Here is a 14,754-nt window from a genome sequence, read left to right as displayed (position 1 = left end):
ATGGTTGAGACAGGCCCAACCTCGCCCAGCCGTTTGGCCGAGGCGACCAACACGAACTACCCGAGCTTCGAAAACAACCCCTTCTCCGCGGGGCTGATCGGGCCAGCCTTGGACATGGCAGGCACTGTCGGTAACGGCCAGTTCAAGGAGGGCCAGGACCCCAGCAAGATGCTGGAGGGCGGCATGCAGGTCATGCAGCAGGTCATGCAGCAAGGCATGCAGGCGGGAAGCCAGCTCATCGGCTCCTTCGCCGGTGCGGCGGCTCAGGCTCTGGGGCAATTCGCCGGCATGGCCGGCCAGGCGTTGAGCAGCATGGCCACCCGCAGCGGCGCCATGGGCGCCAATGTCGGACAGGCATCCGAGTCCACCGGCCGCGCCAGCGCTCTGATCACGGAGGCCCTGCAACAGTTCCAGCACACCTCTGAGGTGCTGACACCGCTGATCGGCATCTTCCCTCCCGCCGCTGCTGAGCTCGCTCAGGCAGCATCCGAGTGCGCCACCAAGGTCTCGGCGTACACCGCGACGCTCGAGGGCGAGCTAACCGGACAGGCCGGTGAACTGACAGGGATGGCGGGCGCCGACATGGGCAACCCCGCCACACCCGCATCCGGGAGCGTCCAGCCCGCCATGTCGGCCATGCAGGGCGGCATCCAGGCCGGAACTCAGGCGATGTCCGGCGTCGCGAGCGGCGTCACCCAGACCATGAGCTCGATGGGTCAGGGACTCGGCCAGATCCCGCAGGCTCTTACCGGCTTGCTCGGCGGTGGTGGAGCCAGTGGCGCCAGTAGCGCGCTGGGCGGCGCCAACATGAGCGGTATCGCCGCCGGTGCACTGGCCAACCCGTTCGGTGCCGGTGGCGGCCACGCCTCCTCCACCGCTGGTGGAACCAGCAGCGGATTGGGTAGCTCCAACGCCAGTGCGGCCAAGATGCTGCTTGACCCGCGCAGCATGGGCAAGGGTGCACAGCTGTTCCTGCCCGACGGCAGCACCAGCCAGGCCCCGAACGCCGCCGCGGCGGAAGCCGTGCGCAAGGCGCTCAGCCAGGTGGGTGTGCCCTACGAGTGGGGCGGCACCAAGCCCGGTGTCGGTCTGGACTGCAGTGGTCTGACTCAGTGGGCCTACGGACAGTCCGGCGTGGACATCCCCCGCCTCGCACAGGAGCAGGGCGTCGGTGTCCGGGTCGATCAAGGATCTGTCATGCCGGGTGACCTGGCGGTGTGGGACGGCCACGTCGCCATGGTGATCGGCAACGGCATGATGGTCGAAGCCGGTGACCCGGTGCAGATCTCCCCGATCCGAACCACCAACGCCGGGCAGGGATTCCATGGATTCTACCGACCCACTTCCTAGTTCAGGAGTGCCGCGGCCCGAGCCGCGTGCGAGCATCGATATGACAAATCGTGCTCGCACGCTGCGGGTCAAGGTGTCCGAATTCGGTCTGCCGCTTGAGGTTCAGATCGAACCCGACATGCTCGCCCGCGGCGCGTCGGCAGTCGCACGGGAGGTCTTGAACCTGTGCGAACTGGGTGCCGCGCGCTGCGGAGCGGCCCGCCGCGAAGAACTCGCCGAGACCGGTATCCCGGATTACATCCTGGACAAGCTGGGTCTGGCGACACCTGCGCAGGTCGCCGACCTGGAATTGCGCCAATCCGAAGAGCAGATGGAACGGAGATCCTGATGACGGAGCCAGACCTCAACTTCTTCAAGGCGCTCGAACAGCAGTACCAGGAGACCATGGCGAAGGCTCGCGCCGGCGGCCACATCCTGAACAGTGCAGTCGAAGAGCTCAAAGACCTTCGCGGATGGGCGCGTTCGGCGCAGGGCCATGTGGAGGCGGAAGCCAACGGCAACGGCGCGCTGACCAATCTGAGACTCGACGACTCGGTCACCAAACTGTCTCCCAACCTCGTCGGGCAGATCGTGGTGGCCACCGCTGCCGCGGCCGCGGGCCAGGCGTTCGATCACCGCGAGCGGGTGTTCGCTCAGCTGATGGTCGATCTGAAGGACCCGCAGCCGTAACCGGCTTCGGGCCTACAGCCCCGCGCGGTCTCGGTGTGAATCGGTCAGAAAGACCGTGTTTTTGGCGTCTCGCCAGTCTTGGCTGAGTCGGTCACCTCGATAGGCGTACGGTCGCAGCCCTGCTGGCTGCAGCAGGGACACCACTTCGTCCGAGGGCGTCTCGATGATCATCACCGGCTGCGAAGCGGTGATAGTGGCGAGCCCACCACGAATCACCGCGGCCTCCATCCCCTGCACGTCGATCTTGATCACCTGAGGATCTAGGCCGAAATCATCCAGTCGGCGAACCTGTACGGGATGGCGTTCGATCGTCAGTTTTGATTCGTCGAATCCCGCCATGGTGTCGGGGTTGAGCCAACCGCGCGCCTCACCCTCGTCGAGAGAGGCCAGACCGTCGTAGACGAAGTTGCGGTATCGCGGAACAAACAGATCGAAGGTGCCGTCCGCATCAGAGAGTCCGCAGGCATGTACGTGCACGGTGCTGCTCTCATATCGGCGGCTAAGCCGCTGAGCAAGAACGGCATTGGGCTCGAAACTCACTATCGTCTCTGGTGCGGCGGTGCGCTGCAGCGCACAAATACTCTGACCCCAGTTGCCTCCGATGTCGACCGCCTCGGAGATGGGTCCCAGGCGGCCCAGGAGGTGGAATTCGGGATCGATGCGCCACCCGAACCATCGAGTGCCCATGTTGTACGCGCCGAACTTGAGCGGCCGCAGAAACGGTAGATAGGTTTGCGCCATTCTCAACGCCGCCATGCTCACGTGGGCAGACTAGTCGACCGATACCCCGGCACCTGCTCGATGACCAGGCACCCGGTTCAGCACCGTGACGTGGCACGTGGATATCCAGGGTCGCCGTCACACCTACCGACCCCTCGCATCTGCATCGGTAGGTGCTCGCGGCGACCAAGACGATGAGCTTGTTTGCGGCTAAGCGGCCGCGAACATGGCACATCTACGCTGCGGGCACGGCCCGAAGGAACAGGGTCCGTACTTAGCCCGCCGATCGCGGGAGCCAGCAGAAAATATCGCGTCTGACCTGCCCCGCGCAACCTTTTCGGAATTCTCGCCACAATGCTCCGGAAGGGGCACTGACCGAGTGCTGCGGGTTGCTCCGCTGATAACATCCGCATGTGGCGCGCGAGTGGCTTCTCTTGGAAACACTCGGCGACGAGCCAACTGTCATCGCCTCCGGCAATCAGCCGCGGAACATGGTTCCTCTCAGCGCTTTTCTTCGGCGTAATCGAAATCTTGGCCTGATTCGCCGCATCATCACCGCGGCGACAAAGGCCAATAGGTCCGCCAGCATCGGCCCACCCGACTCCGATTCGGTCATCGATATCCGACCGATCGCCATGCTCGACGGTCGGGTCCACGGAGTGTGGCTGTGGACGGGATCGACACCCCCACCCGCCGCTCCCCCAGCCGAAGGCGGGGCAGTAGTCCTCAACGCCGACACCGGCGCCCTGCACATGAGCGACGGTGCGGCCCTGGCCATGGGAATGGCTGCCACCGAGCCGCATGCCGAGATCAGCATGCCCGAGCTCTACCGCTACCTGACACCGAATCCCGGCGAGACGGACGTCCTGGGGCTCATGGTGACCGCGACGGAAGACATGACCTACTGCGCCACCTGGCCCGGGGTGGACAGCGACGGCAATCCCACCCTGTGCCACTTCGCAAGCCGACTGGTCGTGGAACCCAACAACGAAGGTGTCCCGGAGCGGCTGGGGCGCGCGATCAACCTGCGAGTCGGCCGATCAGTGCCACCGGTTCCGCTGCTCGAACAACGCGTCCTCGAGGCCGCCGCCGAACCCGGCGCGTATCGCGCGCTGGTGATGATCGCTTCACGGAAACTGATCAAGTGGATTGATCCGCCTGCGCCGGAATGGCATTGGGAGTTCGACCCGCTGGGCCGCCCCAAGATTCACCCGGACGACGAAGCGAATCTGAACTTCATGATCGACAATGCCGTATTCGGTGCGACCGAGGCGGTAATCCGGTTCCGCTGCCACGATGACAGCTGGGAATCGCTGCACTGCTCGACCAATGTGGTCAGGTTGAGCGAAGACGCCACCGTCGCGCTCATCACGCACCGGCGCAGGCCCGCGAAGCCTCTCTAGTCGCCCATCTGGAGACAGCTCCGGCGTCCGCCAGTTCGCCCGAAATTGCTAACATCCCGGCATGTCGCGCGATTGGATGCTGCTAGAGACCCTGAGTGAGGAACCCACGGTCATAGCCATCGGATTGCAGGCCCGAAATATGACGCCGCTCGAGTTGGTGCTGGGCCGCAACCGGCACCGCCCGTTAATCGAGGCGACGATCACCGAATCCCGGCGCACGGGCGAACCGGCTGTGGTTGTTACCCCGGCTGGGGACCGCGTCGTGCGCGTGCATCCGATATCCATGGGGCAGGGAGATATCCACGGCGTCCAGGTGTGGTTCGGGCCGGCAGACCTCGAGCCGCCGCGTCGGCCCATCGCCGGGGCTTGCCTGGGCGATCTGGACACTTCGGTCACGACGCTCACCGCGGAGTACTTCGACGTGATGGGTTTCGACCCGCGCAACAGATCCGAGAAACAGGCCATCGCCGAAGGCCTGGCACCTGTGTTACCGAGTCCTCACAACGCCGAATTGATGGCGAATGCCGTGAACCCCGAACCCGAGGCGACCTTTTGCGGAACATGTCTAGCCGCCGACTACCAAGGAAACGTCCTCCAAGTCCACTATGCCGGACGGGCATCCAAGGAAATCAATGCGGCAGGCGCCGTGGAGCGCATCAACAGGATCGTCTGCACACGGGTGGAGAACAGCCCTGCCGAACCTCGGGTGGGGCTGGCACAGCAGATCCTGGACGCGGTCGCGACCCCCGGGGCGCATCGGCTGCTGATCAATGTCGACACCTTCGCCGTCCTCAAGTGGATCGACGAGCCGTTCCCCGACCTGGCATGGCGCTATGACCCCGATCGACCCGAGAGCATCCATCCCGAGGACACGGCCGTGGCGCGAAACATGCGGGAGGAGCTTCGGTCGGGATCGACGGCCGGAGTGCTCCGCATGCGAGCAGTCTCCGGCGGATGGCTGCGACTGAACGCCTCTGCCACGAAGTTCGCATTACGTGACAACGCTTTTGCGGCCCTGGTCACCCTAACGGCCGCGCCATCGGCCAATGCTGAATCGTAAATCGCCCGGACGCGGGCGGCCGTCGCCGCCGCGCGTCCGCCGGTTCTCGCGGTGGGTCTTTCGCTCAACCCAGCCGTTCTGGCTAGGCTTGCCGCATGGCTGCTGACATCGTTCCCATCGAACTCGGGCTCACAGAGGGTGACGTGGTCACCCTGTGGGCCCCGCGGTGGCGCGACGCCGGGGACGAGTGGGAGGCGTTTCTCGGCAAGGACGACGATCTGTACGTGTTCGAGTCGGTGGCCGATCTGGTGGCCTTCGTGCGAACCGACAACGACAACGATCTGGTCGATCACCCGGCGTGGTCGACCCTCGGGGCGCTGTCGGCCGACGAGCTTGAGCCCGACGACGACAATCGCTTCGACCTGATCGGCGTACCGGAGCTGGTTGCCGACAAGCCGAGCGAGGACGCCGTCGACACGCTGCGCGCCACCCTCGCGATCGTGGCCTCCATCGGCGCGGTCTGCGAACTGGCACCCATCAACAAGCTCATCAACGGCAACCCGGTGCTGGCCACACTGTCGGGTGGAGCCGAAAGCTTTACGGGCAAGGACGGATTGAAGCGGTGGAACCAGATCGGTGCCATCGTCGGCAAGTCCTGGGACTCGGTGGTCGACGCCATCGACGAGATTGCCGCGACGCCGGACGTGGATGAGGAGCTCTCCGCCGCCGCGGATGCCGAGCTGCTTGCGGCCGCGGAGAATGCCGTCGACAACGAGGACGACCTCGAGGATGACGACGAACTGGATCTGCTCGACGAGGAATCCGACTCGGAGACCGACAGCTCCGAAGACGACGAAGACGCCGTGGATGACGCCGAGGACGAATCGGCCGACGAAGACGAAGATGTCGACGAGGAAGACGCGGACGACGACCCGATTCTCGGCGGTGACGAGGATTTCTGGCTGGCAGTCGGTATCGACCCGATCCAGATGATCACCAACTCGGGAACCTTCTACACGCTGCGCTGCTACCTCAACGACGAACCGATCTTCTTGGGACGCAACGGAAGAATCAGCGTGTTCGGTTCCGAGCGGGCATTGGCCCGGTACCTCGCCGACGAGCACGATCACGATCTGGCCGACCTGAGCACCTACGACGACATCCGCACCGCTGCCACCGATGGCTCACTGCGGATCGACATCACCGACGACAACATCTACGTGTTCACCGGGCTCGCCGATGACCTCGAAGACGGCATCGACGAGGTAGACCGGGATCAGCTTGAGCTGGCGGTGGAGCTGCTCACCGATGTCGCCGAGTACTCCGAGGACGACAGCGTCGACGCGGAGCTGGACAGCGATACCCCACTGGGCAAGCTGGTCGGGCATCTGCTCGAACCGGACAAGCACGACGAGCCCAAGGGCCCATTCGCGGACGCGGCCGAGAGCTGGCGGACGCTGGAGCGCGCGATGGAAGCGCGGCTGCGCCGCGAATGATGCGTGCCTAGCCGATCAGGACGGCGTATCCCGGTTTGATCACGTCATCGATGATCGCCAACCGTTCGTCGAACGGGATGAAGGCTGATTTCATCGCGTTGATGGTGAATCGCTGAAGGTCACTCCAGCCGTATCCGAACGTCTCGACGAGTCGCAGCATCTCGCGGCTCATCGAGGTATCGCTCATCAGCCGGTTGTCGGTGTTCACGGTCACCCGGAACCTCAGCCGCGCCAGCAGGTCGAAGGGGTGGTCGGCGATGCTGTCGACCGCCCCCGTCTGCACATTCGAGCTCGGACACAGCTCTAAAGGCACCCGCTTGTCGCGCAGCAGCGAGGACAGTCGGCCGAGGTGGGCCGTGCCGTCGGGGTCGATATCGATATCGTCGACGATCCGCACCCCATGACCCAGCCGATCGGCACCACAGAAGGCGATCGCCTCGTGGATCGAGGGCAATCCGAATCCCTCACCGGCATGGATGGTGAACCGGGAGTTCGCATTCCGCATGTATTCGAAGGCGTCCAGGTGGCGACTCGGCGGATAACCCGCCTCGGCCCCGGCGATATCGAAGCCGACGGCACCCCGGTCACGGAATTTCACGGCCAGCTCGGCGATTTCCCGAGACCGTGCGGCATGCCGCATCGCGGTGACCAGCGTGCGTACCTTGATGCGCTTCCCAGCCGCGCTCGCCTGCCGCTCCCCGTCGGCGAATCCGGCCAACACGGCGTCCATCACGTCATCGAGAGTCAGCCCCGCATCGATGTGAAGCTCCGGCGCGAAACGCACCTCCGCATACACCACGCCATCGGCCGCGAGGTCCTCGACGCACTCAGCAGCGACGCGGTGCAGCGACGCCGCCGTCTGCATCACACCCACGGTGTGCGCGAAGGTCTCCAGGTACTGCTCCAGGGAGCCACTGTCGGCGGCGGTGCGGAACCACGAGGCCAGGGCACTCTCGTCCTCGGCCGGCAGGTTCTCGTACCCGGATTCCCGGGCCAGATCCAGGACGGTACCGGGCCGCAGCCCGCCGTCCAGATGATCATGCAGAAGCGCTTTGGGAGCCTGGGTGATTGACACCAAATCAAGTTCGGCCGTCACACCGAAAGTCTATCGATGATGAGTGCGGTAGTGGCGGGCGCCGCACCGATACCCCATCCACCGTCCAGGGCGAGGAGTGCGGCCGGCAAACGTTCGGGGGTGTCGGTGTACAGCGTGAACAGCGGTTCGCCTGCGACAACCGTGTCGCCCGGGCGGCGGTGAATACGCACCCCGGCGCCGTACTGCACAGTCTCCCCCGGACGGCTGCGTCCGGCTCCGAGTCGCCATGCGGCGAGCCCGACCGGCATCGCGTCGACATGGTGCATGACCCCGCTGGACGGAGCGAGCACAGTCTCCTGACACTGCCCGACCGGCAGCGGCACCGAGAGATCACCGCCTTGTGCGCGGATCATCGCCCGGAACACGTCCATCGCTGTGCCGTCAGTCAACGTCGCGGCCGGGTCCTTGCCGTCGATACCGGCCGCGGCAAGCATCTCGCGGGCCAGAGCCAGGGTGAGTGCGACAACGTCATCGGGCCCTCCCCCGGCCAGCACGTCGAGTGATTCCTGCACCTCGACAGCGTTTCCGGCGGTGAGCCCGAGCGGTGTATCCATCGCGGTCAGCAGAGCGCTGGTCGCGACCCCGTGTGCGGTGCCCAGATCAACCATCGCCGAAGCCAATTCACGAGCCTGCCGCTCGGACTTCATGAACGCACCCGTACCCACCTTGACATCCAGGACTAGCGCCGCGGTTCCCTCGGCCAGCTTCTTGCTCATGATCGACCCGGCGATCAGCGGTATCGATTCCACGGTGCCGGTGATATCGCGCAGCGCGTACAGCTTTCGGTCGGCGGGCGCCAATGATGCCCCTGCGGCGCAGATCACCGCCCCGACATCGGAAAGCTGGTGACGTATCTCCTCGTTGGTGAGGTCAACACGGATCCCCGCGATGGACTCGAGCTTGTCCAGGGTGCCGCCGGTGTGTCCGAGACCGCGCCCGGACAGCTGGGGCACCGCTGCCCCACAGGCGGCCACGACCGCGACCAGCGGCAGGCTGATCTTGTCGCCCACTCCTCCGGTGGAGTGCTTGTCGACGGTCGGCCGGGACAAACCCGACAGATCCAGCCGCTCCCCTGAGGCCAATATCGCCGCGGTCCACGCCGTCGTCTCGGCGGTGTCCATACCGCGCAGATAAATCGCCATGAGCAGCGCCGCGACCTGCTCCTCGCCGATGCCGCCGCGGGTGTACTCACCGATCAGCCAGTCGATGGCCCCGGAACTCAGTTCCCCGCCGTCGCGCTTGGCAGCGATGATCGACGGCATATCGAACGCGTACTCGCTTGGCCCCGAAGTGCTCATCAGATCCGGCCCCGGTCCAGGTCATCGGGGCCGAAGGCCTCCGGGAGTAGCTCCGCGAGTCGTCGCGGCGCATCTGCGTGATCAATCAACAGGTCGGGGCCGCCGTGTTCGAGAAGTAGCTGTCGGCACCGGCCGCAGGGCATCAGCGGCTCACCGCGCGAATCGACACAAGACAGTGCCCGTAGCCGTCCTCCCCCGGTGGAGAACAGGGCGCACACGACAGAACACTCCGCACAGAGACCCAGGCCATATGAGACATTCTCCACATTGCAGCCGACGACCACCCGACCATCGTCGACGAGCGCGGCGGCACCCACCGGGTATTTCGAATACGGCGCATACGAATGTTTCGTTACTGCATATGCCTTGTCCCGCAACTCTTTCCAATTGATCAACATGATCGGAAAACCTCCCTGTCGGCCCTATGAAAGTCGCGTCGGCTCATCATTTGCTCGTGCAAGGTTTACCTAACTTACTTTGGAGTACGGTGCTTTTCGGCACTTTTCTGTGCTCACGCGATTTCGGCGCCACCTCGGAATGGGTTTAGAGTTCGGGAGACGGTTCGCCGACCACCGTTGGGCCATCGGTTGCGCGTCATGGACGCCCCCATTGACCGCGCCATTTGGCCCCAGTCCACCATTGGTGTTGGAGGCCCACGTGACGACTGCGACGCCCGATACGGCCACATCTGGCCGCGAAGGTAATCGCCTCAAGCGATCGCTATACCGTGGTGATCCAGGAATGTGGTCCTGGGTCCTGCATCGCATTACCGGTGCCACGATTTTCTTCTTCCTCTTTGTTCACGTCTTGGATACTGCCCTCGTACGGGTGAGCCCCGAGGTGTACAACTCGGTGATCGAGACCTACAAGACCCCGATCGTCGGGCTGATGGAACTCGGGCTGGTAGCGGCGGTCCTGTACCACGCGCTCAATGGTGTCCGAGTCATCCTCGTCGATTTCTGGTCAAAGGGCCCGCGTTATCAGCGGGTCATGCTGTGGATCATCGGCGCCACCTGGTTTGTGGTGATGGTTCCCGCGGTAACCCGGATTCTCATGCACATGGCGGAGCGATTCCTGTGACAACACCTCAGACCGGCCCCAATGTGAGCACTCGCGCCAGCGGTCGCCTCGCTCCCGTGATGGAGCGCAACTACGACCGCCCCGCCGCGCTGGACAATCCACGCGCGCCCCGGCGCGGGTCGGGCATGCCCAACTTCGAGAAGTACGCGTGGATCTTCATGCGTCTGTCGGGCGTCGTCCTGATCTTCCTGGCACTCGGCCACCTGTTCATCATGCTGATGTGGGACAACGGCGTGTACCGCCTGGACTTCAACTTCGTGGCGCAGCGCTGGGCAAGCCCGTTCTGGCAGACCTGGGACCTGACGATGCTGTGGCTCGCGCAGCTGCACGGCGGTAATGGCATGCGCACGATCATCGCCGATTACACCCGCAAGGATTCGACCCGGTTCTGGCTCAATTGCCTGCTGGCGCTGTCGATCATCTTCACGGTTGTGCTCGGCACGTACGTCCTGCTGACCTTCAACCCGAACATCGGTTAGGGGCTTTTTCACTATGGGTTCCCCCATCATTCAGGAACATCGGTACGACGTCGTCATCGTCGGCGCGGGCGGCGCGGGTATGCGCGCCGCCGTGGAGGCCGGACCTCGCGTTCGTACGGCGGTATTGACCAAGCTGTACCCGACACGTAGTCACACCGGCGCCGCCCAGGGCGGCATGTGCGCCGCGCTCGCCAATGTCGAGGAAGACAACTGGGAGTGGCACACCTTCGACACCGTCAAGGGCGGCGACTATCTCGCCGACCAGGACGCCGTGGAGATCATGTGCAAGGAGGCCATCGACGCCGTCCTCGACCTCGAGAAGATGGGCATGCCGTTCAACCGGACGCCCCAGGGCCGAATCGACCAGCGCCGCTTCGGTGGTCACACTCGCGACCACGGTAAGGCGCCGGTGCGCCGGGCCTGCTACGCCGCGGACCGCACCGGCCACATGATCCTGCAGACGCTGTACCAAAACTGCGTCAAGCATGATGTCGAGTTCTTCAACGAGTTCTACGCGCTGGATGTCGTGCTCACCGAGACGCCCAACGGCCCGGTAGCCACCGGCATCGTCGCCTACGAGCTCGCAACCGGCGACATCCATGTGTTCCACGCCAAGGCAATCGTTTTCGCCACCGGTGGTTCGGGCCGCATGTACAAGACCACTTCCAACGCGCACACCCTGACCGGCGACGGCCTGGGCATCGTGTTCCGCAAGGGACTGCCGCTGGAGGACATGGAGTTCCACCAGTTCCACCCGACAGGCCTTGCCGGTCTGGGCATCCTGATCTCCGAGGCAGTGCGCGGTGAGGGCGGTCGTCTGCTCAACGCCGACGGTGAACGCTTCATGGAGCGCTACGCCCCCACCATCGTCGACCTGGCACCCCGCGACATCGTCGCGCGGTCAATGGTTCTCGAGGTGCTCGAGGGCCGTGGCGCCGGACCGAACAAGGACTACGTCTACATCGACGTGCGTCACCTCGGCGCCGACGTCCTGGAAGCGAAGCTGCCGGACATCACCGAATTCGCCCGCACGTACCTGGGCGTCGACCCGGTCACCGAACTGGTTCCGGTCTACCCGACCTGTCACTACGTCATGGGCGGCATCCCGACCAACATCAAGGGACAGGTGCTGCGCGACAACGACAACGTTGTCCCCGGTCTGTATGCGGCCGGCGAGTGCGCCTGCGTATCGGTGCATGGCGCCAACCGGTTGGGCACCAACTCGCTGTTGGACATCAACGTGTTCGGTCGCCGGGCGGGTATCGCCGCGGCCGAGTACGCCGAAGCCCACGACTTCGTCGAACTGCCGGAGAACCCGGCCACGATGGTCACCGACTGGGTAGCGGACGTGCTGTCCGAGCACGGCGACGAGCGGGTTGCCGACATCCGTACCGAGCTGCAGCAGTCGATGGACAACAACGCCGCGGTGTTCCGCACCGAAGAAACGCTCAAGCAGGCGTTGCAGGACATTCACCGCCTCAAGGAGCGGTATAGCCGAATCACGGTGCACGACAAGGGCAAGCGCTACAACAGCGATCTGCTCGAGGCCATCGAGCTGGGCTTCCTGCTCGAACTCGCCGAGGTGACCGTGGTCGGCGCGCTCAACCGCAAGGAATCCCGCGGCGGCCACGCCCGCGAGGACTACCCGAACCGCGACGACACCAACTACATGCGACACACCATGGCGTACAAGCAGGGTGCCGAGCTGCTGTCCGACATCCGGCTGGACTACAAGCCCGTCGTCCAGACCCGGTACGAGCCGATGGAACGGAAGTACTGAGATGACTGCGGTTATCGAGAAAGCCGAAGCAGGCGACCCGCCGCTGCCGCCGATCCCCGAGGGCGCGGTCATGGTGGAACTCAAGATTCAGCGCTTCAACCCCGAGGATCCGGACGCCGCCGGGTGGCAGAGCTTCCGCGTGCCGTGCCTGCCGACGGACCGGCTGCTGAATCTGCTGCTGTACGTAAAGGGCTACCTGGACGGCACGCTGACCTTCCGCCGCTCCTGCGCACACGGCGTGTGCGGCTCGGATGCCATGCGGATCAACGGCGTGAACCGGCTAGCCTGCAAGGTCCTGATGCGCGATCTGCTGCCCAAGAAACCCAAGAAGATGCTCACCATCACCATCGAGCCGATCCGCGGTCTCCCCGTGGAAAAGGACCTCGTGGTCAACATGGAGCCCTTCTTCGATGCGTTCCGCGCCGTGAAGCCGTACATGATCACCAGCGGCAACCAGCCGACACGCGAATACATCCAGAGCCAGACCGACCGCGCGCGCTTCGATGACACCACCAAGTGCATCCTGTGCGCCTGCTGCACCACCAGCTGCCCGGTGTTCTGGAGCGACGGAAGCTACTTCGGCCCCGCGGCGATCGTCAACGCGCACCGGTTCATCTTCGACAGCCGCGACGAGGCTGCCGCAGAACGCCTGGACATCCTCAATGACGTCGACGGAGTGTGGCGCTGCCGCACCACGTTCAACTGCACGGACGCCTGCCCGCGCGGTATCGAGGTCACCAAGGCGATCCAGGAAGTCAAGCGCGCACTGATGTTCGCGCGCTAGCCGGTTCGATCTATCTACACGGCCCCTGTCACACATCTGCGGGCTGTCTCGTCCTACGGGTATGACTGAAACACCACGCACAACAACACGCATCGAGCCCGTTGCCCCGCACCACGCCTCACTGCTCACCCGCATCATGTACCGGGTCGCCAAACGGCGATACGGCCAAGTGCCCGAGCCGTTTACGGTCATCGCGCACCACCGCAAGCTGATGGTCGCGGCCGCGATGCACGAGCAGATGCTGAGCAGCGCCTCGCGTGTGTTACCGGTGAGCGTCCGTGAACTCGCGGTGTTCTGGACCGCCCGTACGGTGGGCTGCTCCTGGTGCGTCGACTTCGGCTCCATGCTGCAGCGGCTCGACGGCTTGGACGTCGAGCGCCTCAAGGCCGTAGAGGGATATGCGACGTCCCCTCTATTCACCGACGACGAGCGTGCCGCCATCGCATACGCCGACGCGATGACCGGCAATCCACACGACATCACCGACGAACAGGTCGAGGACCTGCGGCGGCGGTTCGGCGACGCCGGAGTGATCGAGCTGACCTATCAGATCGGCGTCGAGAACATGCGTGCCCGCACCTACGCGGCGCTCGGAATCACCGAGCAGGGCTTCAATTCCGGCGATGCCTGCCGGGTTCCGTGGGCGACTTCCCAGGACTCCCTGGACGCCTAGCCGCTACGCAGCGGTGTGCCGGTGAATTTGTCGGGATTGCTGACGTCCCAGACTGCCAGCACCTTGCCGTCCTGCACCGTGTAGCCGCTGACACGGGGCAGCACTGGCCTGAAGTCCGGGTCGGTGTCTGTCTCGGTCAGATACATGCCGAACTGCCCATTCACCAACGCCGGATTGATGGCCTGCATCATCTGTGGGCCGTAACGGTCCAGCAAGCCCAGCAGGAAACGGGCCACCTTGTCGGGGCCATGGATGACCCGGACGGCGGTGGGCGCCTTGCCGTTGGAATCCCCCGTCATCGTCACGTCCGGATGTAGCAGTCGGACAACGACTTCCAGACTGCCCGACATGAGGGCCTCGAGCAGCTTGCCGACCACCTCGTTGTGCTCGGCATCGGGCACCGGTTCCGGGGCCGCCGTCACCGCCCGGCGCGCACGCGAGGCGAGTTGCCGCGCCGCCGCGTCGCTGATGCCGAGAATCTCGGCAATCTGCTTGAACGGCACCGCGAATCCGTCGTGCAAGACAAACGCGACACGCTGATCCGGCGCCAGGCGGTCTAGCACCACCATGGCCGCAAAACGCGCATCCTCACTGGCCACCAGCGCGGCCAGCGGATCATTGCCGTCCAGACCGGTGACCACCGGCTCCGGAAGCCACTCCCCCACATAGGTTTCCCTGCGATAGGTGGCGGATCGCAGCAGGTCCAATCCCAGCCGGGAGACCACGGTGGTCAGCCACGCCGGCAAGTCCTCGATCTCGGCGGTCGCGGAGTGCAGGCGCAGCCAGGCGTCCTGGACGATGTCCTCGGCGTCGGCAACGCTGCCGGTGAGCCGATAGGACACCGCCTGCAGTCTCGGGCGCAGCGCCTCGAATTCGTCGGTGCGATCACGAACCGGAACTGCCATCACTTCAGGGTATGCCTGCAA

At 64.7% G+C, this 14,754-nt stretch carries 16 protein-coding genes; 11 read left to right on the top strand and 5 right to left on the bottom strand.

Annotated features, from left to right (window positions below; translation table 11 throughout):
- The 3 genes from B4383_RS03870 to B4383_RS03860 are packed head-to-tail and all read left to right on the top strand — an operon-like array spanning position 1 to position 2,019.
- Positions 1-1,350, top strand: a complete 1,350-nt coding sequence (locus B4383_RS03870) for a C40 family peptidase (RefSeq protein WP_078288284.1) — start codon at positions 1-3, stop codon at positions 1,348-1,350.
- Entirely contained in the window at positions 1,325-1,678 is a 354-nt protein-coding gene (locus B4383_RS03865; protein WP_176126648.1) for a hypothetical protein, read from the top strand. The genes B4383_RS03870 and B4383_RS03865 overlap by 26 nt, the downstream gene beginning before the upstream one ends.
- A complete protein-coding gene (locus B4383_RS03860; protein WP_078288286.1) occupies positions 1,678-2,019 on the top strand; it encodes a YbaB/EbfC family nucleoid-associated protein in 342 nt (113 codons plus the stop codon). Before B4383_RS03865 ends, B4383_RS03860 begins: the two co-directional genes overlap by 1 nt.
- 12 nt (positions 2,020-2,031) lie before the next feature.
- On the opposite strand, the gene B4383_RS03855 is transcribed toward B4383_RS03860, so the two are convergent.
- The gene (locus B4383_RS03855) at positions 2,032-2,775 is read right to left on the bottom strand and encodes an FkbM family methyltransferase (RefSeq protein ID WP_078288287.1); all 744 of its coding nucleotides are present in this window, start codon (positions 2,773-2,775) and stop codon (positions 2,032-2,034) included.
- Positions 2,776-3,152: 377 nt separating this feature from the next.
- Here B4383_RS03855 and B4383_RS03850 point away from each other — a divergent pair, with 377 nt between their 5' ends.
- From B4383_RS03850 to B4383_RS03840, 3 genes are all read left to right on the top strand, one after another.
- On the top strand, positions 3,153-4,142 hold the full coding sequence (locus B4383_RS03850; protein ID WP_078288288.1) for a GAF domain-containing protein: 990 nt from the start codon (positions 3,153-3,155) through the stop codon (positions 4,140-4,142).
- Between the two features lie 61 nt (positions 4,143-4,203).
- A complete protein-coding gene (locus B4383_RS03845; protein WP_078288289.1) occupies positions 4,204-5,202 on the top strand; it encodes a GAF domain-containing protein in 999 nt (332 codons plus the stop codon).
- Positions 5,203-5,297: 95 nt separating this feature from the next.
- Positions 5,298-6,638: a primosomal protein gene (locus tag B4383_RS03840; protein WP_078288290.1), complete on the top strand. Its 1,341-nt coding sequence runs from the start codon at positions 5,298-5,300 to the stop codon at positions 6,636-6,638.
- A 7-nt stretch (positions 6,639-6,645) separates the two neighbouring features.
- Here B4383_RS03840 and B4383_RS03835 read toward each other — a convergent pair whose 3' ends face one another.
- Genes B4383_RS03835 through B4383_RS03825 form a run of 3 tightly spaced genes read right to left on the bottom strand, consistent with a single transcriptional unit; the run spans position 6,646 to position 9,430 of the window.
- Positions 6,646-7,734, bottom strand: a complete 1,089-nt coding sequence (locus B4383_RS03835; protein ID WP_078288291.1) for an adenosine deaminase — start codon at positions 7,732-7,734, stop codon at positions 6,646-6,648.
- Complete coding sequence (locus B4383_RS03830) at positions 7,731-9,032, bottom strand: thymidine phosphorylase (RefSeq protein WP_078288292.1); 1,302 nt, start codon at positions 9,030-9,032, stop codon at positions 7,731-7,733. Before B4383_RS03830 ends, B4383_RS03835 begins: the two co-directional genes overlap by 4 nt.
- Positions 9,032-9,430 (bottom strand): cytidine deaminase, encoded by a 399-nt coding sequence (locus B4383_RS03825; RefSeq protein ID WP_078288293.1) that lies wholly within the window; start codon positions 9,428-9,430, stop codon positions 9,032-9,034. The genes B4383_RS03830 and B4383_RS03825 overlap by 1 nt, the downstream gene beginning before the upstream one ends.
- A gap of 259 nt (positions 9,431-9,689) precedes the next feature.
- Here B4383_RS03825 and sdhC point away from each other — a divergent pair, with 259 nt between their 5' ends.
- From sdhC to B4383_RS03800, 5 genes are all read left to right on the top strand, one after another.
- Positions 9,690-10,112 carry a succinate dehydrogenase, cytochrome b556 subunit gene (sdhC, locus tag B4383_RS03820; RefSeq protein ID WP_078288711.1) on the top strand — a complete coding sequence of 141 codons (423 nt, stop codon included), beginning with the start codon at positions 9,690-9,692 and terminating at the stop codon, positions 10,110-10,112.
- Positions 10,113-10,171: 59 nt separating this feature from the next.
- A complete protein-coding gene (locus B4383_RS03815; RefSeq protein ID WP_167668237.1) occupies positions 10,172-10,591 on the top strand; it encodes a succinate dehydrogenase hydrophobic membrane anchor subunit in 420 nt (139 codons plus the stop codon).
- A 25-nt stretch (positions 10,592-10,616) separates the two neighbouring features.
- The gene (gene sdhA / locus B4383_RS03810) at positions 10,617-12,371 is read left to right on the top strand and encodes a succinate dehydrogenase flavoprotein subunit (protein WP_078288709.1); all 1,755 of its coding nucleotides are present in this window, start codon (positions 10,617-10,619) and stop codon (positions 12,369-12,371) included.
- Between the two features lies 1 nt (position 12,372).
- Positions 12,373-13,155, top strand: coding sequence for a succinate dehydrogenase iron-sulfur subunit (locus tag B4383_RS03805; RefSeq protein ID WP_078288294.1), 783 nt, complete (start codon positions 12,373-12,375; stop codon positions 13,153-13,155).
- Positions 13,156-13,216: 61 nt separating this feature from the next.
- Positions 13,217-13,828 (top strand): carboxymuconolactone decarboxylase family protein, encoded by a 612-nt coding sequence (locus B4383_RS03800; RefSeq protein ID WP_078288295.1) that lies wholly within the window; start codon positions 13,217-13,219, stop codon positions 13,826-13,828.
- Here B4383_RS03800 and B4383_RS03795 read toward each other — a convergent pair.
- Complete coding sequence (locus tag B4383_RS03795) at positions 13,825-14,733, bottom strand: sigma-70 family RNA polymerase sigma factor (RefSeq protein WP_078288296.1); 909 nt, start codon at positions 14,731-14,733, stop codon at positions 13,825-13,827. The two genes, B4383_RS03800 and B4383_RS03795, sit on opposite strands and share 4 nt — an antisense overlap.
- Between the last annotated feature and the right edge of the window lie 21 nt (positions 14,734-14,754).

Source organism: Mycobacterium sp. D16R24 (genome assembly GCF_002013385.1).
Taxonomy (GTDB): domain Bacteria; phylum Actinomycetota; class Actinomycetes; order Mycobacteriales; family Mycobacteriaceae; genus Mycobacterium.
This window is presented reverse-complemented; position numbering and strand designations above follow the sequence as displayed.